The 25593-nt window shown below is 68.3% G+C and carries 25 protein-coding genes, 1 tRNA gene and 1 riboswitch; of the genes, 19 read left to right on the forward strand and 7 right to left on the reverse strand.

All coding sequences use genetic code 11. The annotated features are described in order from the left end of the window. Positions 1-22: 22 nt before the first annotated feature. The 8 genes from flhB to metF all read left to right on the forward strand — a co-directional run bounded on the left by flhB (position 23) and on the right by metF (position 9564). Positions 23-1234 (forward strand): flagellar biosynthesis protein FlhB, encoded by a 1212-nt coding sequence (gene flhB / locus B7P44_RS01170; RefSeq protein ID WP_084899747.1) that lies wholly within the window; start codon positions 23-25, stop codon positions 1232-1234. Further along, positions 1231-3333, forward strand: a complete 2103-nt coding sequence (gene flhA / locus B7P44_RS01175; RefSeq protein WP_084899750.1) for a flagellar biosynthesis protein FlhA — start codon at positions 1231-1233, stop codon at positions 3331-3333. The genes flhB and flhA overlap by 4 nt, the downstream gene beginning before the upstream one ends. Continuing rightward, the gene (gene flhF / locus B7P44_RS01180) at positions 3330-5033 is read left to right on the forward strand and encodes a flagellar biosynthesis GTPase FlhF (protein WP_084899752.1); all 1704 of its coding nucleotides are present in this window, start codon (positions 3330-3332) and stop codon (positions 5031-5033) included. The genes flhA and flhF overlap by 4 nt, the downstream gene beginning before the upstream one ends. Beyond that, positions 5026-5841, forward strand: coding sequence for a MinD/ParA family ATP-binding protein (locus tag B7P44_RS01185; RefSeq protein WP_084899755.1), 816 nt, complete (start codon positions 5026-5028; stop codon positions 5839-5841). The genes flhF and B7P44_RS01185 overlap by 8 nt, the downstream gene beginning before the upstream one ends. A 22-nt stretch (positions 5842-5863) precedes the next feature. After that, positions 5864-6598, forward strand: a complete 735-nt coding sequence (locus tag B7P44_RS01190) for an RNA polymerase sigma factor FliA (RefSeq protein WP_084899757.1) — start codon at positions 5864-5866, stop codon at positions 6596-6598. A 56-nt stretch (positions 6599-6654) separates the two neighbouring features. Then, positions 6655-6773, forward strand: a riboswitch (S-adenosyl-L-homocysteine riboswitch). A 34-nt stretch (positions 6774-6807) separates the two neighbouring features. Further along, positions 6808-8226, forward strand: coding sequence for an adenosylhomocysteinase (ahcY, locus tag B7P44_RS01195; RefSeq protein ID WP_084899760.1), 1419 nt, complete (start codon positions 6808-6810; stop codon positions 8224-8226). A 130-nt stretch (positions 8227-8356) separates the two neighbouring features. Further along, positions 8357-8710 carry a phage holin family protein gene (locus B7P44_RS01200; protein ID WP_084899762.1) on the forward strand — a complete coding sequence of 118 codons (354 nt, stop codon included), beginning with the start codon at positions 8357-8359 and terminating at the stop codon, positions 8708-8710. 26 nt (positions 8711-8736) lie between these two features. After that, positions 8737-9564, forward strand: coding sequence for a methylenetetrahydrofolate reductase [NAD(P)H] (gene metF / locus B7P44_RS01205; protein ID WP_084899765.1), 828 nt, complete (start codon positions 8737-8739; stop codon positions 9562-9564). A 111-nt stretch (positions 9565-9675) separates the two neighbouring features. On the opposite strand, the gene B7P44_RS01210 is transcribed toward metF, so the two are convergent. Both B7P44_RS01210 and B7P44_RS01215 read right to left on the reverse strand, forming a co-directional pair. Continuing rightward, positions 9676-11148 (reverse strand): amidase, encoded by a 1473-nt coding sequence (locus tag B7P44_RS01210; RefSeq protein WP_084899767.1) that lies wholly within the window; start codon positions 11146-11148, stop codon positions 9676-9678. 75 nt (positions 11149-11223) lie between these two features. Further along, positions 11224-11916 carry a dienelactone hydrolase family protein gene (locus B7P44_RS01215; protein ID WP_084899770.1) on the reverse strand — a complete coding sequence of 231 codons (693 nt, stop codon included), beginning with the start codon at positions 11914-11916 and terminating at the stop codon, positions 11224-11226. A gap of 227 nt (positions 11917-12143) precedes the next feature. On the opposite strand from B7P44_RS01215, the gene B7P44_RS01220 reads away from it, so the two are divergent. Both B7P44_RS01220 and B7P44_RS01225 read left to right on the forward strand, forming a co-directional pair. Next, complete coding sequence (locus tag B7P44_RS01220; protein WP_084899773.1) at positions 12144-13223, forward strand: NAD(P)H-dependent flavin oxidoreductase; 1080 nt, start codon at positions 12144-12146, stop codon at positions 13221-13223. A gap of 439 nt (positions 13224-13662) precedes the next feature. Further along, complete coding sequence (locus B7P44_RS01225) at positions 13663-14805, forward strand: branched-chain amino acid ABC transporter substrate-binding protein (protein ID WP_084899775.1); 1143 nt, start codon at positions 13663-13665, stop codon at positions 14803-14805. A 91-nt stretch (positions 14806-14896) separates the two neighbouring features. Here B7P44_RS01225 and B7P44_RS01230 read toward each other — a convergent pair whose 3' ends face one another. Beyond that, on the reverse strand, positions 14897-16099 hold the full coding sequence (locus B7P44_RS01230; protein WP_084899779.1) for an MFS transporter: 1203 nt from the start codon (positions 16097-16099) through the stop codon (positions 14897-14899). A gap of 188 nt (positions 16100-16287) precedes the next feature. Here B7P44_RS01230 and B7P44_RS01235 point away from each other — a divergent pair, with 188 nt between their 5' ends. The 3 genes from B7P44_RS01235 to B7P44_RS01245 all read left to right on the forward strand — a co-directional run bounded on the left by B7P44_RS01235 (position 16288) and on the right by B7P44_RS01245 (position 18997). Next, a complete protein-coding gene (locus B7P44_RS01235; protein ID WP_084899781.1) occupies positions 16288-16947 on the forward strand; it encodes a HugZ family pyridoxamine 5'-phosphate oxidase in 660 nt (219 codons plus the stop codon). 355 nt (positions 16948-17302) lie between these two features. After that, positions 17303-17596 carry an H-NS histone family protein gene (locus B7P44_RS01240; RefSeq protein ID WP_010092987.1) on the forward strand — a complete coding sequence of 98 codons (294 nt, stop codon included), beginning with the start codon at positions 17303-17305 and terminating at the stop codon, positions 17594-17596. Positions 17597-17830: 234 nt separating this feature from the next. Further along, positions 17831-18997, forward strand: coding sequence for a cation diffusion facilitator family transporter (locus B7P44_RS01245; RefSeq protein WP_084899784.1), 1167 nt, complete (start codon positions 17831-17833; stop codon positions 18995-18997). A 45-nt stretch (positions 18998-19042) separates the two neighbouring features. Here the strand turns inward: B7P44_RS01245 and B7P44_RS01250 are convergent, their stop codons facing one another. The 3 genes from B7P44_RS01250 to B7P44_RS01260 form a co-directional block, all read right to left on the reverse strand. Beyond that, entirely contained in the window at positions 19043-19513 is a 471-nt protein-coding gene (locus tag B7P44_RS01250) for an Lrp/AsnC family transcriptional regulator (RefSeq protein ID WP_006477376.1), read from the reverse strand. A 79-nt stretch (positions 19514-19592) separates the two neighbouring features. Further along, positions 19593-20252, reverse strand: a complete 660-nt coding sequence (locus B7P44_RS01255; RefSeq protein ID WP_084899787.1) for a 3'-5' exonuclease family protein — start codon at positions 20250-20252, stop codon at positions 19593-19595. Next, positions 20249-20893: an MBL fold metallo-hydrolase gene (locus tag B7P44_RS01260; RefSeq protein ID WP_059725336.1), complete on the reverse strand. Its 645-nt coding sequence runs from the start codon at positions 20891-20893 to the stop codon at positions 20249-20251. The genes B7P44_RS01255 and B7P44_RS01260 overlap by 4 nt, the downstream gene beginning before the upstream one ends. A gap of 634 nt (positions 20894-21527) precedes the next feature. On the opposite strand from B7P44_RS01260, the gene B7P44_RS01265 reads away from it, so the two are divergent. Further along, a complete protein-coding gene (locus tag B7P44_RS01265) occupies positions 21528-22124 on the forward strand; it encodes a septal ring lytic transglycosylase RlpA family protein (RefSeq protein ID WP_084899790.1) in 597 nt (198 codons plus the stop codon). A 100-nt stretch (positions 22125-22224) separates the two neighbouring features. Here the strand turns inward: B7P44_RS01265 and rsmI are convergent, their stop codons facing one another. After that, positions 22225-23103 carry a 16S rRNA (cytidine(1402)-2'-O)-methyltransferase gene (gene rsmI, locus B7P44_RS01270; protein WP_084899793.1) on the reverse strand — a complete coding sequence of 293 codons (879 nt, stop codon included), beginning with the start codon at positions 23101-23103 and terminating at the stop codon, positions 22225-22227. Positions 23104-23149: 46 nt separating this feature from the next. Here rsmI and B7P44_RS01275 point away from each other — a divergent pair, with 46 nt between their 5' ends. The 5 genes from B7P44_RS01275 (at position 23150) to B7P44_RS01295 (ending at position 25589) form a co-directional block, all read left to right on the forward strand. Next, positions 23150-23599, forward strand: a complete 450-nt coding sequence (locus B7P44_RS01275) for a YraN family protein (RefSeq protein ID WP_407924009.1) — start codon at positions 23150-23152, stop codon at positions 23597-23599. Between the two features lie 125 nt (positions 23600-23724). Further along, positions 23725-24309, forward strand: coding sequence for an SIS domain-containing protein (locus B7P44_RS01280; RefSeq protein ID WP_084899798.1), 585 nt, complete (start codon positions 23725-23727; stop codon positions 24307-24309). A gap of 17 nt (positions 24310-24326) precedes the next feature. Continuing rightward, a complete protein-coding gene (locus B7P44_RS01285; RefSeq protein WP_084906331.1) occupies positions 24327-25121 on the forward strand; it encodes a BON domain-containing protein in 795 nt (264 codons plus the stop codon). Continuing rightward, entirely contained in the window at positions 25118-25462 is a 345-nt protein-coding gene (locus B7P44_RS01290) for a c-type cytochrome (RefSeq protein WP_084899800.1), read from the forward strand. Before B7P44_RS01285 ends, B7P44_RS01290 begins: the two co-directional genes overlap by 4 nt. A 51-nt stretch (positions 25463-25513) precedes the next feature. Continuing rightward, positions 25514-25589: transfer RNA gene (locus tag B7P44_RS01295), tRNA-Ala, on the forward strand. Positions 25590-25593: the final 4 nt, after the last annotated feature.

Below are 25593 nucleotides of genomic sequence, written 5' to 3' on the forward strand. Positions count from 1 at the left end.
GCCGTATCCGTCTGGAGGCCCCGTGGCAGACGAGAGCGATCTCGACAAAACCGAAGCCGCCACTCCCAGGCGCCGCGAGAAGGCGCGCGAGGAGGGGCAGGTCGCGCGCTCGCGCGAGCTGGCTTCGTTCGCGCTGCTCGCGTCGGGCTTCTACGGCACGTGGCTGCTCGCGGGACCGATCGGCCAACACCTGCAGACGATGCTGCGCGGCGCCTTCACGTTCGACCGCGGGATCGCGTTCGATACCAACCGGATGCTGATTTCGGCGGGCAGCGTGAGCCTCGAAGGGCTCGCCGCGCTCGCGCCGCTGCTCGCGATGATGGGGATTGCCGCCCTGCTCGCGCCGATGGCGCTCGGCGGCTGGCTGATCTCGTCGAAGACGTTCGAGCTGAAGTTCGACCGCCTCAACCCGATTTCCGGCCTCGGCCGGATCTTCTCGATCCAGGGGCCGATCCAGCTCGGCATGTCGCTTGCGAAGACGCTGGTCGTCGGCGGCATCGGCGGCATCGCGATCTGGCGCAGCAAGGACGAACTGCTCGGCCTCGCGACGCAGCCGCTCCAGGACGCGTTCGCCGACGCGCTGCATCTCGTCGCCGTGTGCTGCGGCACCACGGTCGCCGGAATGCTGGTCGTCGCCGCGCTCGACGTGCCGTATCAACTCTGGCAGTACAACAAGAAGTTGCGCATGACGAAGGAAGAAGTGAAGCGCGAACATCGCGAGAACGAAGGCGATCCGCACGTGAAAGGCCGGATCCGCCAGCAGCAGCGTGCGCTCGCGCGGCGCCGGATGATGGCGGCCGTGCCGCAGGCCGACGTCGTCGTCACGAACCCGACGCACTTCGCCGTCGCGCTGCAATACACGGACGGCGCGATGCGCGCGCCGAAGGTCGTCGCGAAGGGCGTGAACCTCGTCGCCACGCGCATCCGCGAGCTCGCGGCCGAGCACAACGTGCCGCTGCTCGAAGCGCCGCCGCTCGCGCGGGCGCTGTATCACAACGTCGAACTCGAACGCGAGATCCCCGGCTCGCTGTACTCGGCCGTCGCCGAGGTGCTCGCATGGGTCTACCAGCTGAAGCGCTTCCGTTCGGAAGGCGGCGCGTTCCCGGCGGCGCCGGTCGATCTCGAGGTGCCGGCCGAACTCGACAAGGGCGCGTCGGTGTCCGACGAAGACGAGCGCGAGGAAGCCGAAGACGTGCTCGGCGCGCACGCCCGCGCCCAGGGAGGTAACGCATGAGCACGCCGGCCGGCCTGTTCGCGAAGCGCCCGAACCTGCTCGCGGGAACCAACCTGCGCGCGCTCGCGGGCCCGATCCTCATCTGCATGATCCTGGGGATGATGATCCTGCCGCTGCCGCCGCTGCTGCTGGATCTGCTGTTCACGTTCAACATCGCGCTGTCCGTGATGGTGCTGCTCGTCAGCATGTACACGATGAAGCCGCTCGACTTCGCGGCGTTCCCGAGCGTGCTGCTGTTCTCGACGCTGCTGCGCCTGTCGCTGAACGTCGCGTCGACCCGCGTCGTGCTGCTCGAGGGCCACACGGGCCCGGACGCGGCCGGCCAGGTGATCGAGGCGTTCGGCCACTTCCTCGTCGGCGGCAACTTCGCGGTCGGCATCGTCGTGTTCGTGATTCTGATGATCATCAACTTCATGGTGATCACGAAGGGCGCGGGGCGGATCGCCGAAGTGTCCGCGCGCTTCACGCTCGACGCGATGCCCGGCAAGCAGATGGCGATCGACGCCGACCTGAACGCGGGCCTCATCAACGAGGAGCAGGCGAGAAAGCGCCGCACCGCGGTCGCGCAGGAAGCCGAGTTCTACGGCTCGATGGACGGCGCGTCGAAGTTCGTGCGCGGCGATGCGATCGCGGGCCTGATCATCATGGCGATCAACGTGATCGGCGGGCTGATCGTCGGGATGATCCAGCACGACATGACGTTCGCCGCGGCCGGCACGAACTACACGCTGCTGACGATCGGCGACGGCCTCGTCGCGCAGATCCCGTCGCTCGTGATCTCGACCGCGGCCGGCGTCATCGTGTCGCGCGTCGCGACCGACGAGGACATCGGCACGCAGATCACCGGCCAGCTGTTCGCGAACCCGCGCGTGCTGACGATCACCGGCGTGATCATCCTGATCATGGGGCTGATCCCCGGCATGCCGCACTTCGCGTTCCTGCTGCTCGGCGGCGGCGCGATCTGGCTCGCCCGCACGCAGACGAAGCGCGCGGCGGCCCGCAAGGCGGCCGGCGACGTCACCGAGATCGCGCCGCCCGCCGCGCTCCCCGCCGACAGCCACGAGGCGACCTGGGACGACGTGCAGCTGATCGACCCGCTCGGCCTCGAGGTCGGCTACCGGCTGATCCCGCTCGTCGACAAGAACAGCGACGGCGAGCTGCTCAAGCGGATCAAGAGCATCCGCAAGAAATTCGCGCAGGAAATCGGCTTCCTGCCGCCCGTGATCCACATCCGCGACAACCTCGAGCTGCGGCCGAACGGCTACCGGATCGCGCTGAAGGGCGTCGAGATCGGCACGGGCGAAGTGTTCCCGGGCCAGTGGCTCGCGATCAACCCGGGCCAGGTCACGGCCGCGCTGCCCGGCGCGCTGACCACGGACCCGGCGTTCGGGCTGCCGGCCGTGTGGATCGACGTCGCGATGCGTGAGCAGGCGCAGGTGTACGGCTACACGGTGGTCGACGCGAGCACGGTCGTCGCGACCCACCTGAATCATCTGGTCGTCCAGCACGCGGCCGAGCTGCTCGGCCGCCAGGAAGTGCAGGCGCTGATCGAGCGCACCGGCAAGGACGCGCCGTCGCTCGTCGAGGACCTCGTGCCGAAGACGATCTCGCTGACGACGCTGCAGAAGGTGCTGCAGAACCTGCTCGAGGAAGGCGTGCCGATCCGCGACATGCGCACGATCCTCGAAGCCGTGTCCGAGCACGCGGGCCGCATCACCGACGCATTCGACATCACCGCCGCGGTGCGGCTCTCGCTCGGCCGCGCGATTACCCAGCAGTGGTATCCGGGCTCGGGCGAGATGCAGGTGATGGGCCTCGACGCGAATCTCGAGCGCGTGCTGTCGCAGGCGCTCGCCACGGGCGCGAACCCGGGCCTCGAGCCGGGCCTCGCACACGCACTCCTGACCGGCACGCAGGAAGCGATGCTGCGTCAACAGAATCTCGGGCTGCCGCCCGTGCTGCTCGTGCAGCACGCGCTGCGGGCGATGCTCGCGCGCTTCCTGCGCCGCAGCCTGCCGCAATTGAAAGTGCTGTCGTATGCCGAAGTGCCGGATACACGCACGATCAAAGTCGTTAACGTCATCGGGGGTTCCGCTTGAACATTCGCAAATTCACCGGGCCGACGAGCCGCGACGCGCTGCGGCTCGTGCGCGAGGCGCTCGGCGCCGACGCCGTCGTTCTGTCGAACCGCACGCTCGATGACGGCAGTGTCGAAATCGTCGCGCTCGCCGACGCCGAACTGTCGGCGATCACGCCGCCGGGCGCGGCCGGCGCAGCCGCGCTGCCCGGCGCGGCGTTCCGGGCCGGTGCGCTGACGCCGGCTGCTGCGGCGCCGCGCTCGGCCGTCAATCCGTATGCGATGGGCGACGGCGGCCTGCCGGACGTGTTCTCGTCGGTGTTCGGCGCGAGCGCGGAGACGACCGACGCGCCGGCGGCGCCGGTGGCGGGCTCTGCCGCCGCCGCCGCGCCTGCCGCGGGATCGCCCGCAGCCCCCTCCGAACCCGCGCCGTGGCTCGTCGAACACGCGAAGCGCCTGACGCAGCAGCGCGAAGCGCTGATCGCGCGCGCGCAGGCCACGCCGGCGCCGGAAGTCGCGCCGCGCGCGGCGCACGAAGCGACGCCGCCCGAGTGGGCGCGCGACATCGTGCGCAACGTCGCGCGCCGCGTGCCGGCGGAAGACGCCGCGCCGCGCCGCATCGCCGACGCGCCCGCCCCGAAGGCGGCGGACCGCGCGCGCATGCCTGAAGACACCGCCGCCGCAGTGGCCGACGCGGTGAAGGCGCGCATCGAGCGGATCGTCAACGACACGGTGATGAACGAGCTCGGCTCGCTGCGCGGGATGATGGAGGAGCAGTTCGACAGCCTGATGTGGCATGAGCGCCAGCGCCGCAGCCCGGTGCACGGCGCGCTGACGAAGCACCTGTTTGCGGCCGGCTTCTCCGCGCAGCTCGTGCGGATGATGGTCGACAACCTGCCGCAGGTCGAAGGCGAGCAGACCTTCGAGCAGGCGGCCGAATGGGCGCAGTCGGTGCTCGCGTCGAACCTGCCGGTGCTCGACAGCGAGGAAGCGCTGATGGAGCGCGGCGGCGTGTTCGCGCTGATGGGGCCGACGGGCGTCGGCAAGACGACGACCACCGCGAAGCTCGCCGCGCGCTGCGTGATGCGCTTCGGCGCGAGCAAGGTCGCGCTGCTCACGACCGACAGCTACCGGATCGGCGGCCACGAGCAGCTGCGGATCTTCGGCAAGATCCTCGGCGTGCCCGTGCACGCGGTGAAGGACGCCGGCGACCTGCAGCTCGCGCTGTCCGAGCTGCGCAACAAGCACATCGTGCTGATCGACACGATCGGCATGAGCCAGCGCGACCGCGCGGTGTCCGACCAGATCGCGATGCTGCACGGCGCGAACACGCCGGTGCAGCGCCTGCTGCTGCTCAACGCGACGAGCCACGGCGACACGCTCAACGAGGTCGTGCAGGCGTACCGCAGCGCGGCCGGCCACCCGGACGAGGCCTCCCCGGAGCTGGCCGGCTGCATCCTCACGAAGCTCGACGAGGCGACCCACCTCGGCGGCGTGCTCGACACGGTGATTCGCTACAAGCTGCCCGTCCACTACGTGTCGACCGGCCAGAAGGTGCCGGAGAACCTGTACGTCGCGACGAAGAAATTCCTGATGAAGAGTGCCTTTTGTGTGCCGCGCGACGGCTCGCCCTTCGTGCCGCAGGACGAGGACATGCCGACGCTGCTTTCCGCGTTGACCGCACGTTCGACCGCCGAGCTGCACGAGGTGCGTTTTGGATAAAAGGATGATCGACCAGGCCGAAGGACTGCGGCGCCTGCTGGCCGGGCGCGCATCGAGGATTGTCGCGGTGGCGGGCGGGCCGGCGGGCGTCGGCTGCACGTCGACCGTCGTGAACCTGGCCGCGGCGCTGGCCGCGCTGGGCAAGGACGTGCTCGTCGTCGACGAGCGCGCCGACGTGCATTCGGCCGCCGCGACGCTCGCCGGCTCATGGCTGCGGGACGGCGAGCGCACGCGCGTGGCCGCCGGGTTCGGCGTGTGCGCCGCGTCGCGGCTCGCGCGCGTCGGCTACAGCGATGCGCAGCTCAGCGATTTCGTCGACGGCCCGGCCGACATCGTGCTCGTCGACGCGCAGCTCGACGCCGACGGCGGGTTTTCGGCGCTCGCGCGCGAAGCGCACGACGTGCTGATCGTCACGCGCGTCGCCGCGCAGGCGATCACCGAGGCCTACGCGTGCATGAAGCGGCTGCATTTCGCGCATGCGATCGCGCAGTTCCGCGTGCTGACCAACCACGTCGGCAGCCACGCCGACGCGAAGACCGCGTTCGACAACCTCGCGGGCGTCGCGAGCCGCTACCTGACCGTGTCGATCGCCGACGCGGGCTGCGTGAGCGCCGATCCGCTCGTCGAGCATGCGCGCGAACTGGTGCGTACGGCCGTCGACGCGTTTCCGTCGTCGCCGGCCGCGCGCGATTACCGGCAGATTGCCGCCGACCTGCTGTACTGGCCGCTGCGTCCGCGGCCGGGCGCCGGCGCGGCGCGCGCGGGCGGCAGCACGTCGTTCGAGGCGGGCGCGGCGCACGCCGCGTGAGGGCCACCGGAGGGAGAGAGCCATGATGTACAACGCTCAAGGAAGGATTTCGCAGGCCGACGTGCTGGCGCAATACGCGCCGCTCGTGCGCCGCCTGGGCCTGCAGCTCGTCGCGAAGATGCCGGCGAGCGTCGATCTCGACGACCTGATCCAGGCCGGGATGATCGGCCTGATGGATGCGGCCGGCCGCTACAAGGAAGACCAGGGCGCGCAGTTCGAGACCTACGCGACGCAGCGCATCCGCGGCGCGATGCTCGACGAGCTGCGCAGCAACGACTGGCTGCCGCGCAGCCTGCGCAAGACGTCGCGCGAGGTCGAGCAGGCCGTGCACAAGGTCGAGCAGCACCTCGGCCGCGCGGCGAGCGAGGCCGAGATCGCGCAGCACCTGAACATGCCGCTCGACGAATACCAGGGGATGCTGCAGGACCTGCACGGCAGCCAGCTCATCTACTACGAGGATTTCGACCGCGCGGCCGACGACGAGCCGTTCCTCGACCGCTATCGCGTCGATCACGCCGACCCGCTGTCGTCGCTGCTCGACGAGCACCTGCGCGAGGCGCTGGTCGAGGCGATCGAGCGGCTGCCGGAGCGCGAGAAGCTGCTGATGTCGCTGTACTACGAACGCGGGCTGAACCTGCGCGAGATCGGCGCGGTGCTCGAAGTGAGCGAATCGCGCGTGTGCCAGCTGCACAGCCAGGCGGTCGCGCGGCTGCGCGCCCGGCTGCGCGAACAGGCGTGGGTCGGCGCGGAATCCTGACCCCTTTCGAACGGCGGGTACGCAATATTCCCGCCGATTTGCTACAATCCCACCCGTTTTCCGAGGAGCGTTGCGACGGACCATCCAGCGTCCGCCAGGCTCGGAAAGCTTCACCAAGCGGCCGGGCCGCGGCGCAATGCGCCGGCTCCCGCTTCCTGAACGGCGCTCACGTCACCATTTTCTAAACTTTTTTTAGAAAGGAGGGCGTGATGAACGCCGTCATCGATTCCAAAGCTTCCAACGATTACCTCGTCGCCGACATGGCGCTTGCCGGCTGGGGCCGCAAGGAACTGAACATCGCCGAGACCGAAATGCCGGGCCTCGTGCAGATCCGCGACGAATACAAGGCGCAGCAGCCGCTGAAGGGCGCGCGCATCGCAGGCTCCTTGCACATGACGATCCAGACCGGCGTGCTGATCGAGACGCTGAAGGCGCTCGGCGCCGAAGTCCGCTGGGCATCGTGCAACATCTTCTCGACGCAGGACCACGCCGCTGCCGCGATCGTCGAAGCCGGCACGCCGGTGTTCGCGTTCAAGGGCGAATCGCTCGACGAATACTGGGAGTTCTCGCACCGCATCTTCGAATGGCCGAACGGCGAATTCGCGAACATGATCCTCGATGACGGCGGCGACGCAACGCTGCTGCTGATCCTCGGCTCGAAGGCCGAGCAGGACCGTTCGGTGATCGCCAAGCCGACCAACGAGGAAGAAGTCGCGCTGTACAAGTCGATCGCGAAGCATCTCGACATCGACGCGAACTGGTACTCGAAGCGCCTCGCGCACATCAAGGGCGTCACCGAAGAAACGACGACCGGCGTGCACCGCCTGTACCAGATGGAAAAGGACGGCCGCCTGCCGTTCCCGGCGTTCAACGTGAACGATTCGGTCACGAAGTCGAAGTTCGACAACCTGTACGGCTGCCGCGAGTCGCTCGTCGACGGCATCAAGCGCGCGACCGACGTGATGATTGCGGGCAAGGTCGCGGTCGTCGCGGGCTACGGTGACGTGGGCAAGGGCTGTGCGCAATCGCTGCGCGGCCTTGGCGCGACCGTGTGGGTCACCGAAATCGATCCGATCTGCGCGCTGCAGGCGGCGATGGAAGGCTACCGCGTCGTGACGATGGAATACGCTGCCGACAAGGCCGACATCTTCGTGACGGCGACCGGCAACTTCCACGTGATCGGCCACGATCACATGAAGGCGATGCGCCACAACGCGATCGTCTGCAACATCGGCCACTTCGACTCGGAAATCGACGTTGCGTCGACCCGCCAGTACCAGTGGGAAAACATCAAGCCGCAGGTCGACCACATCATCTTCCCGGACGGCAAGCGCGTGATCCTGCTGGCGGAAGGCCGCCTCGTGAACCTCGGCTGCGCGACCGGCCACCCGTCGTTCGTGATGTCGAACTCGTTCGCGAACCAGACCCTCGCGCAGATCGAGCTGTTCACGCGCGGCGGCGAGTACGAGAACAAGGTGTACGTGCTGCCGAAGCACCTCGACGAGAAGGTCGCGCGTCTGCACCTCGCGCGCATCGGCGCGAACCTGTCGGTGCTGTCGGACGAGCAGGCGTCGTACATCGGCGTGTCGAAGCAAGGTCCGTTCAAGCCGGACCACTACCGCTACTGATGCACCAGCCGCCCCGCCCGCCGGGGCGGGCCGCGCCGCGAAGCGTTTTCGCGGCGCGACCTGCGCCCGACGCGGCGGCGGCTCGGCCCAGGCGGGCCCGCCTTGAGCGTCAACCGAACCGGAGCACCCCATGACCGTCATCCTCTCCTGGATCATCAACGCCCTCGCGCTGCTGATCATCACCTACCTGGTGCCGTCGATCCACATCAAGAGCTTCGGCACCGCGCTGATCGTCGCGGTCGTGCTGGGGCTGATCAATACGGTGATCCGGCCGGTGCTGATCCTGCTGACGCTGCCCGTCACGGTCGTCACGCTCGGGCTGTTCATCCTCGTCGTGAACGCGCTGTGCTTCTGGTTCGCGTCGTCGCTGCTCAAGGGCTTCGAGGTATCCGGGTTCTGGTCCGCGTTCTTCGGTTCGATCCTTTACAGCATCGTGTCGTGGCTGCTGTCCGCCCTGATCTTCGGCCAGCGCAACATCGGCTGAGGGGCGCGGCGCTGCCCTCCTGAATCATGAAACCGATCGAACTCTCGTTTGAATTCTTCCCGCCGAAGACGGCGGAAGGCGTCGAGAAGCTGCGCGCGACCCGTGCGCAGCTGCTGCCGCTGAAGCCGAAATTCGTCTCCGTGACGTTCGGCGCCGGCGGCTCGACGCAGCAGGGCACCCTCGATACCGTGCTCGACATGCAGAAGGACGGCCTCGAGGCCGCGCCGCACCTGTCGTGCATTGGCTCGTCGAAGGACAGCCTGCGCGCGATCCTCGACCAGTACCGCTCGCACGGCATCCGCCACATCGTCGCGCTGCGCGGCGACCTGCCGTCCGGCATGGGCGAGGTCGGCGAGCTGCGCTACGCGTCGGAGCTGGTCAGCTTCATCCGCGCGGAGCACGGCGACTGGTTCCACATCGAGGTCGCCGGGTATCCGGAATACCATCCGCAGTCGCGCTCGCCGAAGGCCGATCTCGAGAACTTCGCGCGCAAGGTGAAGGCCGGCGCGAATTCCGCGATCACGCAGTATTTCTTCAACGCGGACGCGTATTTCCGCTTCGTCGACGACGCGCGCAAGCTCGGCGTCGAGGTGCCGATCGTGCCGGGCATCATGCCGATCACGAACTTCTCGCAGCTGATGCGCTTCTCCGAGATGTGCGGCGCCGAAGTGCCGCGCTGGATCGCGCGCCGGCTCGAGAGCTTCGGCGATGATCGCGACGCGATCCGCGCGTTCGGCGCGGACGTCGTCACGGGCCTGTGCCAGCGGCTGCTCGACGCCGGCGTGCCGGGGCTGCATTTCTATACGCTGAACACCGCGGCCGCGACCAGGACGATCTGCGAACGGCTCGTGTAAGCGCCGCGCGGTTGTGCAGACTGCGACGAAGCCCTGCCGGCGTTGCCGGCGGGGTTTTTTTTCGTCTGCGGATAGGGGGCGGCGGCGGGCGACGGGCTGCCGCCGCGCGCGTCACCCCTGCGCCTGCATCAGCGGCGGCCGCCGGTCGAACCACGGCCGCGCCTGCTCGAGCTGCCGCGCGAGCTTCAGCAGCAGCGCGTCGTCGCCGTGGCGTGCGACGAACTGCACGCCGATCGGCAGGCCGCGCGCGTTCCAGTAGAGCGGAACCGACATCGCCGGCTGGCCGGTCAGGTTGAAGAGCTCGGTGCAGCCGGCCCACGCGAACGCCTTCTGCGACGCCTTCGCGAGCATCTCCTTCAGCAGCGGCTTGATCGGCAGCGCCGCGAGCAGCTTCATCTGCGCATGCTCGAACGGCGTCGGCTGCAGCTCGCCGATCTTGACCGGCGGGCCGGCGAGCGACGCGCACAGCAGCACGTCGTAGCGCGCGGCGAGGCCCGCGACCTGCACGGTGAGCTGGCGCTGCCACTCGAGCACGTCCGGCAGCCGGGTGCGCGCGAGGCGCCGGCCGACCACGGCCATCGCCCACGTCGCGGCCTCGAATTCGCCGCGTTGCGGCGTACGGCCCGTCAGCTCGCGCGCACCGAGCACCATCTCCTCGGCGATCGTCGCCCACAGCGTCAGGAAGGTTTCGCCGATGCGCGCGTAGTCGAGGTTCAGCGCCGCCGGCTCGACGTGATGGCCGAGCGACGCGACGAGCGCGGCGGCGTCGTCGAGCGCCGCGCGCGTATCGTCGGCGAGCGCCGGCGCGAGCATCGGGTGGGTGACGAGGCCGATCCGCAGCGCGGCGGGCGGCGCGTCGAGCGCGCCGAGGAAGGTGCCGGGCGCGCCGGGCGGCAGCGCCCGGCCGGTCGTGACGTCGAGCAGCAGCGCGCTGTCGCGCACGCTGCGCGCGACCGCATGCTGGACGACCAGGTCGCCGTTCGTCGGGATGTCGACGAGCGCCGGGTTGCGGCTCGGCTTGAGGCCGAACAGCCCGCAGCACGACGCGGGAATGCGGATCGAGCCGCCGCCGTCGGACGCGTGCGCGAGCGGCACGATGCCGGCCGCAACCGCCGCGGCCGCGCCGCCGCTCGAACCGCCGGGCGTGTGGTCGAGGCTCCACGGGTTGCGGCACGCGCCGAACAGTTCCGGCTCGGTATACGGCGTCTGGCCGATTTCGGAGGTGTTGGTCTTGCCGAAGAAGTTGAGCCCCGCCGCGCGGCTTTTCGCGATCAGCGGCGAATCGGCGTCAGGCACGAAATACCGGTAGTGCCGGCTGCCCATCGACGTCGGCAGCCCCGCGACCGCCGCACCGAGATCCTTGACGAGATAGGGCACGCCCGCGAACGGACCGCCGGATTCGTGCAGCGCGGCGGCGCGCTCGCGCGCGGCGTCGTAATCCTGCAGCACGACCGCGTTGATCGCGGGATTGACCGCTTCGGCCTGCCCGATCGCGGCGTCGATCAGCTCGCGCGGGCTCACCTTGCGTTGACGGACGAGCTCGGCGAGGCCGATCGCGTCGTGGGCGAGATAGTCCGGATGCACCGCTGTCACCCCCGTTGTGACGTGTGGCGATGGAAGGGCGCGGCGCGGGCGAGCTGCGCCGCCGGGCCGCTTACGTTACAGATGCTCGGCAAGGAACGTCAGCGTGCGGCCGTGCGCAAGCGCCGCCGCGCGCTGGTTGTAGGACGCGCGCTCGGTGCAGTTGAAGCCGTGCTCGGCGCCCGGATACAGATGGAACGCGGCGTTGTCGCGGCCGGCGAACGCGGCCTTCACCTGGTCGACCGCCGTCAGCGGGATGCCGTGATCGTTTTCCGCGTAATGGAACAGGATCGGCTGCGTGACCTTGCCCGCGACGTCGAGCGCGTTCTGGATGCCGCCGCCGTAATAGGCGACCGCCGCGTCGACCTTGCCGGTCGCGGCCGCGAGATACGCGAGGCGGCCGCCGAAGCAGTAGCCGATCGCGGCGACCTTGCCACCGGCTTCGGGCCGCGCGCGCAGCAGGTCGGCCGCCGCGGCGATATCCGCGACCGCGAGGTTCACGTCGGTCTTCTGCAGCAGCTCGATGCCCTTGTCGCGGTCCGCGCCTTCGTAGGCCAGCTCGACGCGCGGCTGGGTGCGCCAGAACACGTCCGGCGCGAGCGCGACGTAGCCGTCGGCTGCGTACTGGTCGGCGACCGAGCGGATATGCGCGTTCACGCCGAAGATCTCCTGCACGATGATGACGGCGGGCCCCTTGCCGCGCCGTGGCAGTGCGAGATAGCCGCCGAAGCTGTCGTTACCGGTCGGGATGTCGATCCATTGGGCAGTCACGTTGCACTCCTGGCGAGCGAGGCCGCGCCGCGCGCGCCTCGGGATTGAAAAAAGGGGGCGGTCTAGTGTGCCACCATTCAGCAGCCGTTGCAGTGCGCGCCGATCGCTTCTCGCGCAGCGAACGTTCCGTTCACGATTATTCATTTTTCGGTGGCGTGGCGCTTCGGTAAAGTCGACCGCATCGACCCGTTACAACGCGCTTTCACGCGCCACCGAAGGATCCGCTCATGTCAGTCCGCTCCCTGTCCACGCCGTTCGCCGAACGCTTCGGCCTGCGCCTGCCGCTCGTGCAGGCGCCGATGGTCGGCGCGACCACGCCCGCGATGGTCGCCGCCGCTTCGAACGCCGGTGCGCTCGGCAGTCTCGGCGGCGGCGCGTTTGCGCCCGAACGTCTCGCCGACGAGGTCGCGCAGATCCGCGCGGCCACCGACCGTCCGTTCGCGGTCAACCTGTTCGTGCTGCCGGAGCTCGCGCCCGACGCGGCGACGATCGCGCGCGCGATCGCCGCGATCGATCCGCTCAACGCGGCGCTCGGCCTGCCGCCGGGCGTCGCGCCCGCACGCTTCGCGCCCGATTTCCGCGCGCAGCTCGACATGCTGGTGTCGCTGCGCGTGCCGGTCGCGAGCTTCACGTTCGGCGTGCTCGACGCGGCCGACGTCGCCCGGCTGAAGGCGGCCGGCACCTACGTGATCGGCACCGCGACGCATGTCGCGGAAGGGCTCGCCTGGCAGGCGGCCGGCGCCGACGCGCTGTCGGCGCAGGGCGCCGAGGCGGGCGGCCATCGCGGCACGTTCATCGGCGCGGCCGACGACGCGCTGATCGGCACGCTCGCGCTCGTGCCGCAACTCGTCGACGCAACCGGGCTGCCCGTGCTCGCGGCGGGCGGCATCATGGACGGCCGAGGCATCGCGGCGGCACTCGCGCTTGGTGCGCAGGCCGCACAGCTCGGCACCGCGTTCCTGACGTGCGCGGAAAGCCCGATCGCTGCCGACTGGAAAGCGCGGTTGCTGGCGAGCGCGGACACGTCGACGCAGGTCACGCGCGCGATCACCGGGCGCCATGCGCGCGGGCTGCGCAACATGCTGATGGCGCGGCTCGGCGAGCGCCCCGGCGACGTCGCGCCGTATCCGATGCAGAACGCGCTCACGCAGCCGCTGCGCCAGGCCGCCGCGCGCGCGAACGACGGCGACTATCTGTCGCTGTGGGCCGGGCAGGGCGCGCCGCTCGCGCGGCGGCGCGGCGACGCGCTGACGGCGTCGCAGCTGATCGACGCGCTCGACGCCGAATGGCGTGCGACGGCCCGTTAATCGTGCATCGTTCGAGTGCAATGAAACGCGCGTTCGGACGCGCGTTTCGATGTGCATTCGGCATGCGTTCGGCGTCGCGATCCCGTGCTTAAAATGATGATTAAAAATGTCGCGCGAGCGCCTTGGAAAAGCCTTTCAATAAGGTGTCAGAACTAGCGGAAACCCTTATCCGGCGGACGTTCTGGCGAGGTCATGGGGTGGCCTGATACGTGCTTGTATCGATAGTGTTATCACTACCCCAAAAAAGTCCCACAAATTAATTTGATCACCTACACTTCGGCGCAAGTACGGGTGGGCGGCTGCTAAAAGCGGCCGCTTCGCGTGCTTGAGGCCAAGTGCATGAACGATGCAACCGGCGAATCGTCCAGTGATGGCAACACAGGGATGGCAGCGGGGCACCGGGCGATGGCGTTTTTGGGGATCGAAACTGGAGACTTATATGAATATCAAGATGCAAAAGCTGCTGCCGATCGCCGCAGCCGCGACGCTGTGCGTTGCTGGCGCAGGCAACGCGTTCGCCGATCAAGTCGTCAAGATCGGTCACGTCGCGCCGTTGACGGGCGGCATTGCACACCTCGGCAAGGACAACGAAAACGGCGCGCGTCTCGCAGTCGAGGAGATCAACGCCAAGGGTCTCACGGTCGGCGGCCAGAAGATCACGCTGCAACTCGATGCGCAGGATGACGCCGCCGACCCGCGGCAGGCGACGCAGGTCGCGCAGAAGCTCGTCGACGACAAGGTCGTCGCGGTGGTCGGCCACTTGAACTCGGGCACCTCGATCCCGGCGTCGAAGATCTACAGCGACGCGGGCATCGTGCAGATCTCGCCGTCGGCGACCAACCCGGCTTACACGCAGCAAGGCTTCAAGACGACGTACCGCGTCGTCGCGACCGATGCGCAGCAGGGCCCGGCGCTGGCGAACTACGCGCATTCGAAGGGCATCAAGAGCGTCGCGGTGGTCGACGATTCGACCGCTTACGGCCAGGGTCTCGCGAACGAGTTCGAGAAGAAGGCCAAGGCGCTCGGCCTGAAGGTGGTGTCGCACGACGCGACGAACGACAAGGCGGTCGACTTCCGCGCGATTCTGACCAAGATCAAGGGCGAGAATCCGGACGCGATCATGTACGGCGGCATGGACGCGACGGGCGGCCCGTTCGCGAAGCAGGCGAAGCAGCTCGGCCTGCGCGCGAAGATCCTCGCGGGCGACGGCGTATGCACGGAGAAGCTGGCCGACCTGGCCGGCGACGCGACCGACAACGTCGTGTGCTCGGAAGCGGGCGCTTCGCTCGAGAAGATGCCGGGCGGCGCCGCGTTCAAGGCGAAGTACGAGAAGCGCTTCGGCCAGCCGATCCAGATCTACGCGCCGTTCACGTATGACGCGGTGTACATCGTCGCCGACGCGATGAAGCGCTCGAACTCGACCGATCCGGCGAAGATTCTCGCGGCGATGCCGGAGACGAACTACACGGGCGTGATCGGGACGACGACGTTCGATTCGAAGGGCGACCTGAAGCACGGCGTGATTTCGCTCTACAACTACAAGGGCGGCAAGAAGACGTTCCTCGACGAAGTGAAGATGTAATCGAGCGGTCGACAATTGGGGTGGAAACGCGCATGCGGTAACGCATGCGCGTTTCTTTTTTGCGGGGCATGCGATGCGTGCCGGCCTGCCGTCAGATCTTCAGGTGCGCAAGCACCTTCGGCGCGACGGCCGCGACGAGCGCCGCGCACAGCGCGACGACCGCGAGCCCGATCGTCAGGTTCGCGGCCTGCGCGACCGCGCCGATCACGACCGGACCGAACAGCAGTCCGAAATAGGCGAGGCCGGCCACGTGCGCGAGGCCTTCGGCCGCATGGATGCCCTTCACGCGCGCGGCCGCGGCGAACAGCACCGGCATCATGTTCGCGAGCCCGAGGCCCATCAGCGTGAAACCCGTCAGCACCGCGGCCGGGTGCGGCAGCAGCAGTGCGCCGATCATCCCCGCGCACGCGAGCGACGCGCTCGCGAACACGAGCTGCGGCGCGCCGAAGCGCGCGCGCACCGCGTCGCCGGCGAAGCGCGCGGCCGCCATGCCGCCGGAGAAGGCCGCATACGCGGCGCTCGCGAGCGCCGGGCTGGCCGCGACGACGTCGCGCATGTAGACCGTCGCCCAGTCGTACATCGCGCCTTCGGCGATGAGCGCCACGAGCGCGATGCCGCCGAGCATCCACAGCGCGGGCGAGCGCCAGCGGTTGCCGCCGCCGTGCGCGTGCGCGTGGTGCGGGACGTGCGGCAGCACCGACGGGCACGCGGCGACGAGCACCGCGGCGCTGACCGCCGCGGCGAGCGCGAGGTGCGCAGCGGGAGCCATGCCGGCCGACAGCAGCGCGCCGCCGGCTGCCGCGCCCGCCATCCCGCCGACGCTGAACATTCCGTGCAGCGCCGACATGATCGGCCGGCCGATCGCGATCTCGACCGCGCTCGCCTCGGCGTTCATCGCGACGTCGAGCGTCGCCATCGAGAAGCCGAACAGCGCGAGCACCGCGAGCAGCAGCGGATAGTCGGGCACCACGAGGATCAGCGCCGCGCACGCCGACATCACGAGGCCGCCCGCGAGGCACGCGGTGCGAGAGCCTACGCGCGCGATCCAGCGCGCGACGGTCAGCATCGCGGCGATCGAGCCGCCGGCCACCGCGAACAGCGCGATGGACAGCAGTGCGGGACTCAGCGCGAACTTGTCGCGCACGGTCGGCACATGCACGCCCCACGACGCGTACATCATGCCGGCGACGAAGAACAGCGCCATCGTGGCGGTGCGGGCCCGCTGGCGAACGGGGAGCGAGAGGGCGCGGTGCGCGGCGGGCGCGGCCGCGAAGTCGGGGGAGGATTCGGACACGTCAAGCTCTGCAGAAGAAAAATGATCGAACGCGCGAGACGTCGATGGAGAATCGTCCGATTCTATCGAACCGCTTACGATTTCGCTGGCGCAGTGGTTGTCGCCCGATGCGCCGCGACGGCCATCACGCGTAACATCGATCCACCGCGGCGCACGCGTTGCGCCGCCTTTCGACCGCAGGAGTTCCCGTGAACATCGACCCCGTCCTTGCCCTGCACCTGCTGCACCGCTGCGCGCTCGGCACGCTCGCGACGCACGCGCGCGAGCCGCAAGGCTTTCCGTATCCGACGGTCGTGCCGTTCGCGCCGGATGCGCGCCACCGGCCCGTGATCCTCGTGAGCGGCCTCGCCGAGCACACGCGCAATCTTGCCGCCGATCCGCGCGCGGGCTTTCTCGTCGTCGACGCGCCGGACGGCGACGTGCTGAACGCCGAGCGCGCGACGCTGCTCGGCCGCTTCGCGCCGGTCGACGCCGATCCGCATCTCGTCGCGCGCTACCTGCGTTACGAACCGGACGCCGCGCGCTATCTCGCGCTCGGCGATTTCACGTTCTGGGCGCTCGACGTCGAGCGGCTGCGCTATATCGGCGGATTCGGCCGGATGGGCTGGGTGGAGGGCGCGGCGCTCGACGCAGGTGCGCCGCTCGGCTTCGACGACGAGCAGGCCCTGTGGGCCGCCTACGACGCGGCCGACGTGCGCCGCGTCGGGCTCGACCTGCTGGGCGTCGACCGCTACGGCGCCGACTGGCGGCACGACGGCCGGCGGGTCCGCACCGCGTTCGACGCGCCGCAGATGGACGCCGGCGTGCTGCGCGCGCAACTGATCGCATGCGCGCAACGTGTGGCGTGAGGTCGCGGGCGTCGATCGGTGTTTATTCCGTTGACTATACAAGTCGATTTTTCCGATCCTGTCGTCTGATGAAAGCTTTGATTTTTCGGGTGCAGGGTAATTGCGTATGCTGAAAGTCTTAATAGTCGCCTGCTTTTGTCCTAATCTCGCTGTAAGGACATGGAAAATTGAGAAATGGCCGCGACGGGTCAAAATGACCCGGCCGAATGGCAATTCAACTCGGTATTTTCATTGAGTCCACTTCATTCAATTCTGTTTTGTGCTAATCTCTGCCTTCAAAATCCGAGGCACAAATATTTCAAGAATGGTGAACCGGCTCAAGACCGGCGCCATTGGTCAGATAAAAAGGGAAACTATGTCTTCTTACAAGGACCTGCTGGCCCAGCGGGAAAAGCTGGAGAAGCAAATCGAAGAAGCGAAGTCGCGCGAATACGCCGAAGTGCTGAACGACGTGAAGCAGAAAATCGCTGACTACGGCTTCACGCTCGCCGAGCTCGGCCTGAGCCGTGCGAAGGCTGGCAAGGTCGGCCGTCCGCGTGCCGGCGTCGCGGCAAAATACCGCGATCCGGAATCGGGCGCGACGTGGTCGGGCCGCGGCAAGCCGCCGCGCTGGATCGCCGGCAAGAACCGCGAACAGTTTGCAATCTAAACGCCTGTTCGACAGTCTTGCGCTGAAAGGCCGCGTGTCCGTCACTGGAGCGCGGCCTTTTGTTTTGGCGCCGCCGGCGGGTGCGGACTGTCACGAAAGCGTCACAATCGGTGTGAATGCAAATGCGACCCGTTCGCATAACCGATTGATTTAAATGAGAAATTTGGGGTTATCGGAATGGCGTGCAACGCGCCTTGGTAGAATCCGATATCACACTCCCTTATCTCATATTTCATGTCCACCTTTTCCGGCGACGTGCAAAGCGGCGAAAAGCACGCGGTTGCGCGCAAGAGCACACTGGTCAGTATCGTGCTCAACGTCGTGCTCGCGACGTTTCAGATCGTGGTCGGCACGATTGCGCATTCGCAGGCGCTGATTGCCGATGGCATCCATTCAATCTCCGATTTGATCTCGGATTTTGTCGTCCTGGTCGCGAATCGCCACAGTGGCGCAATGCCGGACGCCGATCACAATTACGGGCACAGCCGTTACGAGACGGTAGCGTCGCTGTTTCTCGGCGCGATTCTGATCGCGGTGGGGATCGGCATGCTTTGGCGCGCGGGCGATCGCCTCGTGCATCTCGAGGACATTCCGCCCGTGCATTTCAGTGCGTTGATCGTCGCGGTCACCGTGCTGGTGTCGAAAGAGGCGCTGTTCCGCTACATGCTGCGCGAGGCGCAGCGCGTGCGCTCGGCCATGCTCGTCGCGAATGCATGGCATGCGCGCTCGGATGCCGCGTCGTCGCTCGTGGTCGCGATCGGCATCGTCGGCAGTCTTGCCGGCGTGAGGCTGCTCGACCCGATCGCCGCCGCGATCGTCGGCTTCATGGTCGCGCGGATGGGCTGGACGTTCGGCTATGACGCGCTGCAGGACCTCTCCGACCGCGCGCTCGACGAGACCGACACCGCGGAGATCCGCGCGCTGCTCGCGGCCACGCCCGGCGTGCGCGACGTGCACGACCTGCGCACGCGCAAGATGGGCGATTCGGCGCTCGTCGATGCGCATATCCTCGTCGACCCGATGATCTCGGTATCGGAAGGGCATTACATCGCGGAGACCGCGCGTGCGCGCGTGCTGTCCGACCGCCGCGTGCTCGATGCGCTGATCCACGTCGATCCGGAGAACGACGCCGCGCGCCGGCCGGCGCTCGCGCTGCCGCCGCGCGGCGAGATCGCGGCACGGCTCGAGGCCGAGCTCGCGCGGCGCGGCCTGCGCGCCGACACGGTGAATCTTCACTACCTGAGCACGGGGCTCGAGATCGACGTGACGCTCGCGGCCGATCCGCACGCAACTGCCGACGCCGACGCGACGCTGGCCGACCGCCTCGACGTCGATGCGCTGACGCGGCAGTTCGGCGCGCGCCGGATCCGTTTCACGCGGGCGGTGCAGGAGCGTCCATAACGGAGGCAGGTTGGTGCGGACGCGGTCCGCGCGCTGCCTGGCGTCCTAGAGCGGCAACTGCGTATCGAACTTGATCTCGCGCAACACGACGCTCGTGCGCACCTGCGACACCGCCGGAATCTTGAAGATGCGTTCGTGCAGGAACACGTCGTACGCCTTGATGTCGGGCGCGACGATCTTGAGGATGTAGTCGGCTTCGCCTGTCGTGCTGTAGCACTCGGTGACTTCCGGGCAGGTCGCGATCTCGCGCTCGAACTGCTCGACGCCGCCCTCGTTGTGACGGGTCAGGTGCACGTGCGCGAGCGCGCACACGTGCAGGCCGAGTTTCTCGCGATCGAGCAGCGCGGTGTAGCGCTGGATCACGCCGGATTGCTCCATGTCCTTGATGCGGCGCCAGCACGGCGTGCTCGACAGGCCGACCTGGTCGGAGATTTCCTGGACCGAGCGGCGCGCGTCGAGCTGCAACAGGCGAAGGATTTTTTGCGAAAAGGAATCGAGCGTCACCTGCGCCTCCATGCGGCAGCTACAACACTCCGAATGTTAGAGGGGCGCGAAAGGAAAGGCAATCCGATGCGCCGCCGCTGAGGGAGATTCGCTAATTTGCGCGCGGGTCCGTAGGATTTTGTCCCGCTGTGCCGTCGTCCGCCGCCGTGTCGTCGTCGGACGCCCGCGCCGCGAGCGCGGCCTGCTGCACGCGCAGGTCGGCGAGCATGTTGCAGAACAGCGCGCCTTGCTCGATCGCGTCGTCGAGCGCGACGTGCGTGTGCGGATGATCGTCGAACCAGTGTTTCGGGAAGCGCGGCTTGATCGCCTTGCGGTACGGCAGGCCCGTCATCGCGAACGCGAGCGTCTTGATGTCGAGCGCCGACCACGAGAACGGGCAGCGGCCGGCGAAGCGCATCATGTACCAGAACATGAACGTGAAATCGAAGCCGGCCGGCATCGCGACGAACACCGGCTTGCCGGGCAGCGCCTCGACCCAGTCGACGTATGCGACGAGCGCCGCTTCCGGCGCCTGCAGGTCGCGCCGGCACGCGGCCCACGCATCGGGCTGGGTCTTCCACCACGCGTCCTGCACCGGATGCGGCTGCGCGCCGGGCAGCGTCTCAAGGTTCGCGGAAAACGTCGCGATCAGCTGCTTGTCCTCGGTGTACGCGGCCGACGCGAAGCTCAGCATCGAGTGCGGGCCGGGAATCGGGCCGTCGGCCTCGACATCGGTGCTGACGTAGATTTCCTGAATCGCCTTCTGGTTCATCCGAACACCTTGTCCGAGACGAACGGATTCGTGCGGCGCTCGTCGCCGAACGTCGAGACCGGGCCGTGGCCGGGCACGAACGTGACGTCGTCGCCGAGCGGCCACAGCTTTTCCTTGATCGAGCGGACGAGGTCGGCGTGGTTGCCGCGCGGGAAATCGGTGCGGCCGATCGAGCCCGCGAACAGCACGTCGCCGACGATCGCGAGCCGGTGCGGGCGGCTGAAGAACACGACGTGGCCCGGCGTGTGGCCCGGGCAGTGGTAGACCTCGAGCGTCTCGTCGCCGAACTGCACGGTATCGCCGTCGTTCAGCCAGCGGTCGGGCTCGAATGCGTCCGCGGCCGGGAAGCCGAAGCGCTCGCTCTGCGTCGGCAGCTTTTCGATCCAGAAGCGCTCGTCTTCCTGCGGCCCTTCGATCGGCACGCCGTAGCGGGTTGCGAGCGTCTTCGCGCCCGCGCAGTGGTCGATGTGTCCGTGCGTGAGCAGCACTTTCTCGACCTGCACGTTCTGGCGGGCGACTTCCTGTTCGATCCGTTCGAGATCGCCGCCGGGATCGACGACGGCGGCGCGGCCGGTCGCCTCGCAGACGAGCAGCGAGCAGTTCTGCTGGAACGGCGTGACCGGGATGAGCGTGACTTTCATGAAAGCACCGGCAGGTTGAAAGGACCGATTGTACCGGGCGAACACGCGGCCGGTCGGCCGCGCCGCGCGGGCCGCGCGATGCGCTCGCGCGCATGCCGATTGTTACAGCCATAGCGAGAATCAATGGTGTGCCCAGGCCGGTTTTCGGGACACGTTTTTGATTTCTGTATAATGGCGCCTATCCTGCGTGAAATTTACGCAATCCGCTGGTGTTCGAGCCCCGATTGACACGGGGTCATGAGCACCGTCAAAGCATCAGCCGCCGGGGAGTCCGGCGGTGAATCCAGCACCGAGCGTTCGGTGCTCACGTCTTGTCCGGCCGGGTGCTGCGCGCCCGCCTGCGGCCTTGCTGCCGCGCCGCCGGATGAGGCCTGTGCCGCCGTTCCTGTGCGTTGGCAGTATCGACGCGCGCGAACGTGAAAGCCATGTTCGATGGCGGCATGTGGGGTCTGGTCAGGCTGCCGGGGACAGGTTGCGCCAGACGTGAAAGCTAATCAGGACGGTTGCGGCGAGTACGATAGCCGCGTCCATGCTAGCCGCCTGCTCGTGTTCGAGCGGGGCGTGCGCGCATTTGCCGTCCGGGCCGCGTATTGACGTAGTAACCAAGCGGCCCGAACCAGAAGGCGACACGTCGATGAAAATTCGATTTCCGAGCCGATTCGGAACTTTGGCTGTATTTTTCGCGCTGACGGGCTGTGCCGTGCCGCCCAGCCAGACGAGCAGCAACACGAACCAGAAGAACGCGGTCAGGACGACCGCCGCGGACAGCAACGCGCAACTGAATTTCGATTCGGCGCTGGCGTCGATGCCGGCTGCCGACAGCAAGGAAGCCAAGGGCGCGTCGCTCGCCGATGCGCAGCCGATCAACGGCGCCGACGTATCCGATTTCCGCCAGACCGGCCGGGCGTCGTGGTACGGCAGGGGCTTCCACGGCCGCCGCACCGCGAACGGCGAGCGCTTCAACATGAACGCGTTCACGGCCGCTCACCGGACGCTGCCGCTGTCGTCGTACATCAAGGTGACGAACGCGTCGACCGGCAAGTGGGTCGTCGTGAAGGTCAACGACCGCGGGCCGTTCAAGCGTGGCCGCGTGCTCGACCTGTCCTACGCGGCCGCCAAGCTGATCGGGCTCGTGCATGCCGGCACCGGGCGCGTGAAGATCGAAGGGCTGTCGCCGCAGGAAGCGCGCGCGGCGCGCGATGAAATGCTCGCGTCGATCTCGACGAAGTAACGCTGCGGGTTTCCGCGCGACGGGTTTCCGCTTCCCCCAGCGGACCCAACGACAAAGGGCTGCCATCGGCAGCCCTTTGTCGTTTCTGCGGCGCCGCCGCTCAACCGTCCTTCAGCGCGAGCGCGCGCGCATACAGCGCATTGCGCGACGCGCCCGTCAGCGCGGCCGCGAGCTTGGCCGCGCTCTTCACCGGCACCTCTTCCAGCAGCAGCCTGAGCAGCGCGTCGTGCGCGGTGTCGTCGTCGGCGCCCTTGTCGGCCAGCGCGCCTTCGACGACGAGCACGAACTCGCCGCGCTGCCGGTTCGCGTCCCCTTCGAGCCACGTCAGCCCTTCGGCCAGGGTGCCCTGGAACAGTTGCTCGTGTAGCTTGGTCAGTTCGCGCGCGATCAGCAGCCGGCGCGCGGGGCCGAACGCGTCCGCGAGCGCGGCGACCGTCTCGACGATCCGGTGCGGCGCTTCGTAGAACACGAGCGCGAACGGATGCGCGGCGAGCGCCTGCAGTTCGCTGGCGCGCTGCTTCGCCTTCGGCGGCAGGAAGCCCGCGAACGTGAACGCGCCGGCCCAGTCGCCGGCGACGCTGAGCGCAGTCACGGCAGCGCTCGCGCCCGGCAGCGGAATCACCGCGAAGCCGGCCGCGCGCACCGCGTCGACGAGCCGCGCGCCGGGGTCCGAGATGCCGGGCGTACCGGCGTCCGACACATACGCGACGCGTTCGCCCGCGCGCAGGTGCTCGATCACGCGCAGCGCCGCTTCGCGTTCGTTGTGCTCGTGCGCGGCGATGAGCGGCTTCGAGATCCCGTAGCGGGCGAGCAACTGGCCCGTGTTGCGGGTGTCTTCGGCGGCGATGCGGTCGGCGAGGCCGAGCACGTGGAGCGCGCGCAGCGTGATGTCGGCGGTGTTGCCGATCGGCGTCGCGACGATGTAGAGCGCGGCGCTCGGGTAGTGCTGCGTGTGCGCAAGTTCGAGGAGGGCAGTCATGGCGGGCAACGCGCGCGGTCGCGGCGCAAGCGGAACAAGGTCGGCATTGTGCCACGGGGCGCCTGCGGAATCGGGCGGCGCACGTGCGCCGTCGCTCGCGGATGGGCAGCCGGTTGCGCGCACGGACAACTTTTCCGGCGCGGCGCGATCCAAGTCGGTCGGCGCGGCGTTCGAGGCGCGCGCGCGGCAGTTCCTCGAGCGTCGCGGGCTCGCGTTCGTTGCGGCGAACGTGACGATGCGCGGCGGCGAGCTCGATCTCGTGATGCGGGAGCCGGACGGCACGCTGGTGTTCGTCGAGGTGCGCGCGCGGCGCAGCGTCCGGCATGGCGGCGCGGCAGCGAGCGTCGGCTGGCGCAAGCGCATGCGGCTCGTCGCGGCGGCCCAGCGCTTCTGGGCGCGGCACGGCGCAGACGCACCGTGCCGCTTCGACGTGGTCGCGTTCGAGGCCGGGCAGCTCGTATGGCTGCGCGACGCGTTTCGCGCGGACGACGCGTAACGCGAGCTGTGACGAGATGTAAAGAGTTCTGCCGGCCTTCGGGGAGAGGCCCTGGAGTACGGTAAACTCGCCGCACCCACGATGTCGCGCGATGGGCCATCGCGCTAGCACACGATCAGGAATCGATGTCAGTCGAACGTATTCAGCAACATTTCCGCGACAGCGCCGCGCTTCATGTCGAAGCCGGCGACGCGCTGTCGCTGCCGATCGCGGCCGCGGTCGACGCGATGTTCGCCGCGCTGGCGAACGGCAACAAGATCGTCGCATGCGGCGACGGCCCGTCGGCCGCCGCCGCGCACTACCTCGCCGTGTCGCTGGTCGGCGGCTTCGAGCGCGAGCGCCCGGGCCTGCCGGCGATCGCGCTCGCCACCGACGTGTCCCACGCCGGCCTGACCGGCGCGCTGGCGCCGGATCAGCTGTTTGCGCAACAGGTGCGCGTGCTCGGGCAGACCGGCGACATCCTGCTCGTGCTGGACCCGACCGGCGCGTCGCCGCGCGTGCTGGCCGCCGTCGGCGAGGCGCACGAGCGCGAGATGACGGTGGTCGCGCTGACGGGCGGCAGCAGCCTTGCGCTGGCAGCCGCGCTGTCCGACACCGACATCCTGATCAGCGTGCCGGCCGAACGGGCGGCGCGCATTCACGAAATCCATCTGCTGACCATCCACTGCCTGTGCGACGGCATCGACGCGATGCTGCTGGGTGAGGATTGAACGAAGGAGAGCCGTCGATGAAGAAAAGCCGCGTCCAACAGACGCTCGTCAGAACCACGCTCCTGGCCGCGCTGACGGCCGGTCTCGCGGTGTCGCTACAGGGCTGCGTGCTCGGGGTGGTGGGCGCCGCGGCCGGCGGCGGCGCGCTGATCGCGACCGATCGCCGCACGCTCGGCGCGCAGACGGAAGACCGCGAGATCCAGCTCAAGGCGACGACGCAGATCAACAACGGCCTGCCGGACCAGTCGCACGTGGCCGTGACCGTGTTCAACCGCCGCGTGCTGCTGACGGGCGAAGTGCCGAACGATGCGTCGAAGCAGCGCGCCGAGGAAATCGTGCGCGGCATCAACAACGTGAACGGCATCGTCAACGAACTGGCGGTCGGGCCGGCGAGCTCGCTGTCGGATCGCGCGAACGACTCGTACCTCGAAGGGCGCGTGAAGACCGCGCTGATCGCGACGAAGGACCTCTCAGCGAACAACTACAAGGTCGTCAGCGAGCGCGGCAACCTGTACCTGATGGGGCTCGTCACGGTCGACGAAGGCAACCGCGGCGCGGAAGTCGCGAGCCAGGTGCCCGGCGTCGAGAAGGTCGTGAAGGTGTTCCAGTACATCAAGCCGATGGACGCGCAGGCGTTGCAGGCGGCGGCCCCCGCGAGCAGCGCATCCGCGGCGGCGGCGGCTCCAGCCGACGGCGCGACGGTCGGCGCGGTGCCCGACGCGTCGGTGACGGCGACGCCGCTGCAGTCGCCCGCGCCGATTTCGAATTCGACCAACGTTCATCCGGGCAATCCGAAGGTGGCACCGCAATGAAGTTGAAGCACTGGATCAAGGGCGCCGCAGCCGCGGCGCTGCTGGCGGGCATGTTCGGCGGGCTCGCGCACGCGGACGTCGGCGACGGTCTCAAGGTCGCGCGCAGCAATGCGTGCATGGGCTGCCACGCGGTCGACCGCAAGCTGGTCGGCCCGTCGTTCAAGGACATCGCGGCGCGCTACAAGGGTGATCCGCAGGCGGTCGCGAAGCTGTCGAAGAAGGTGAAGGAAGGCGGCTCCGGCGTGTGGGGCGCAATCCCGATGCCCGCGCATCCGCGCATGAGCGATGCGGACGCCCGGTCGGTCGTCGAATGGGTGCTGGCGGGCGCGCCGTCGAAGTAATTTGACGCTGTTGCCAAGCGCGCGAAAGCGTGTGTATGATGTTTGCTTGTTGGGGCGGTAGCTCAGCTGGGAGAGCGTCGCGTTCGCAATGCGAAGGTCGGGAGTTCGATCCTCCTCCGCTCCACCAACAG

Source organism: Burkholderia ubonensis subsp. mesacidophila, from assembly GCF_002097715.1.
In the GTDB taxonomy this organism is placed as follows: domain Bacteria; phylum Pseudomonadota; class Gammaproteobacteria; order Burkholderiales; family Burkholderiaceae; genus Burkholderia; species Burkholderia mesacidophila.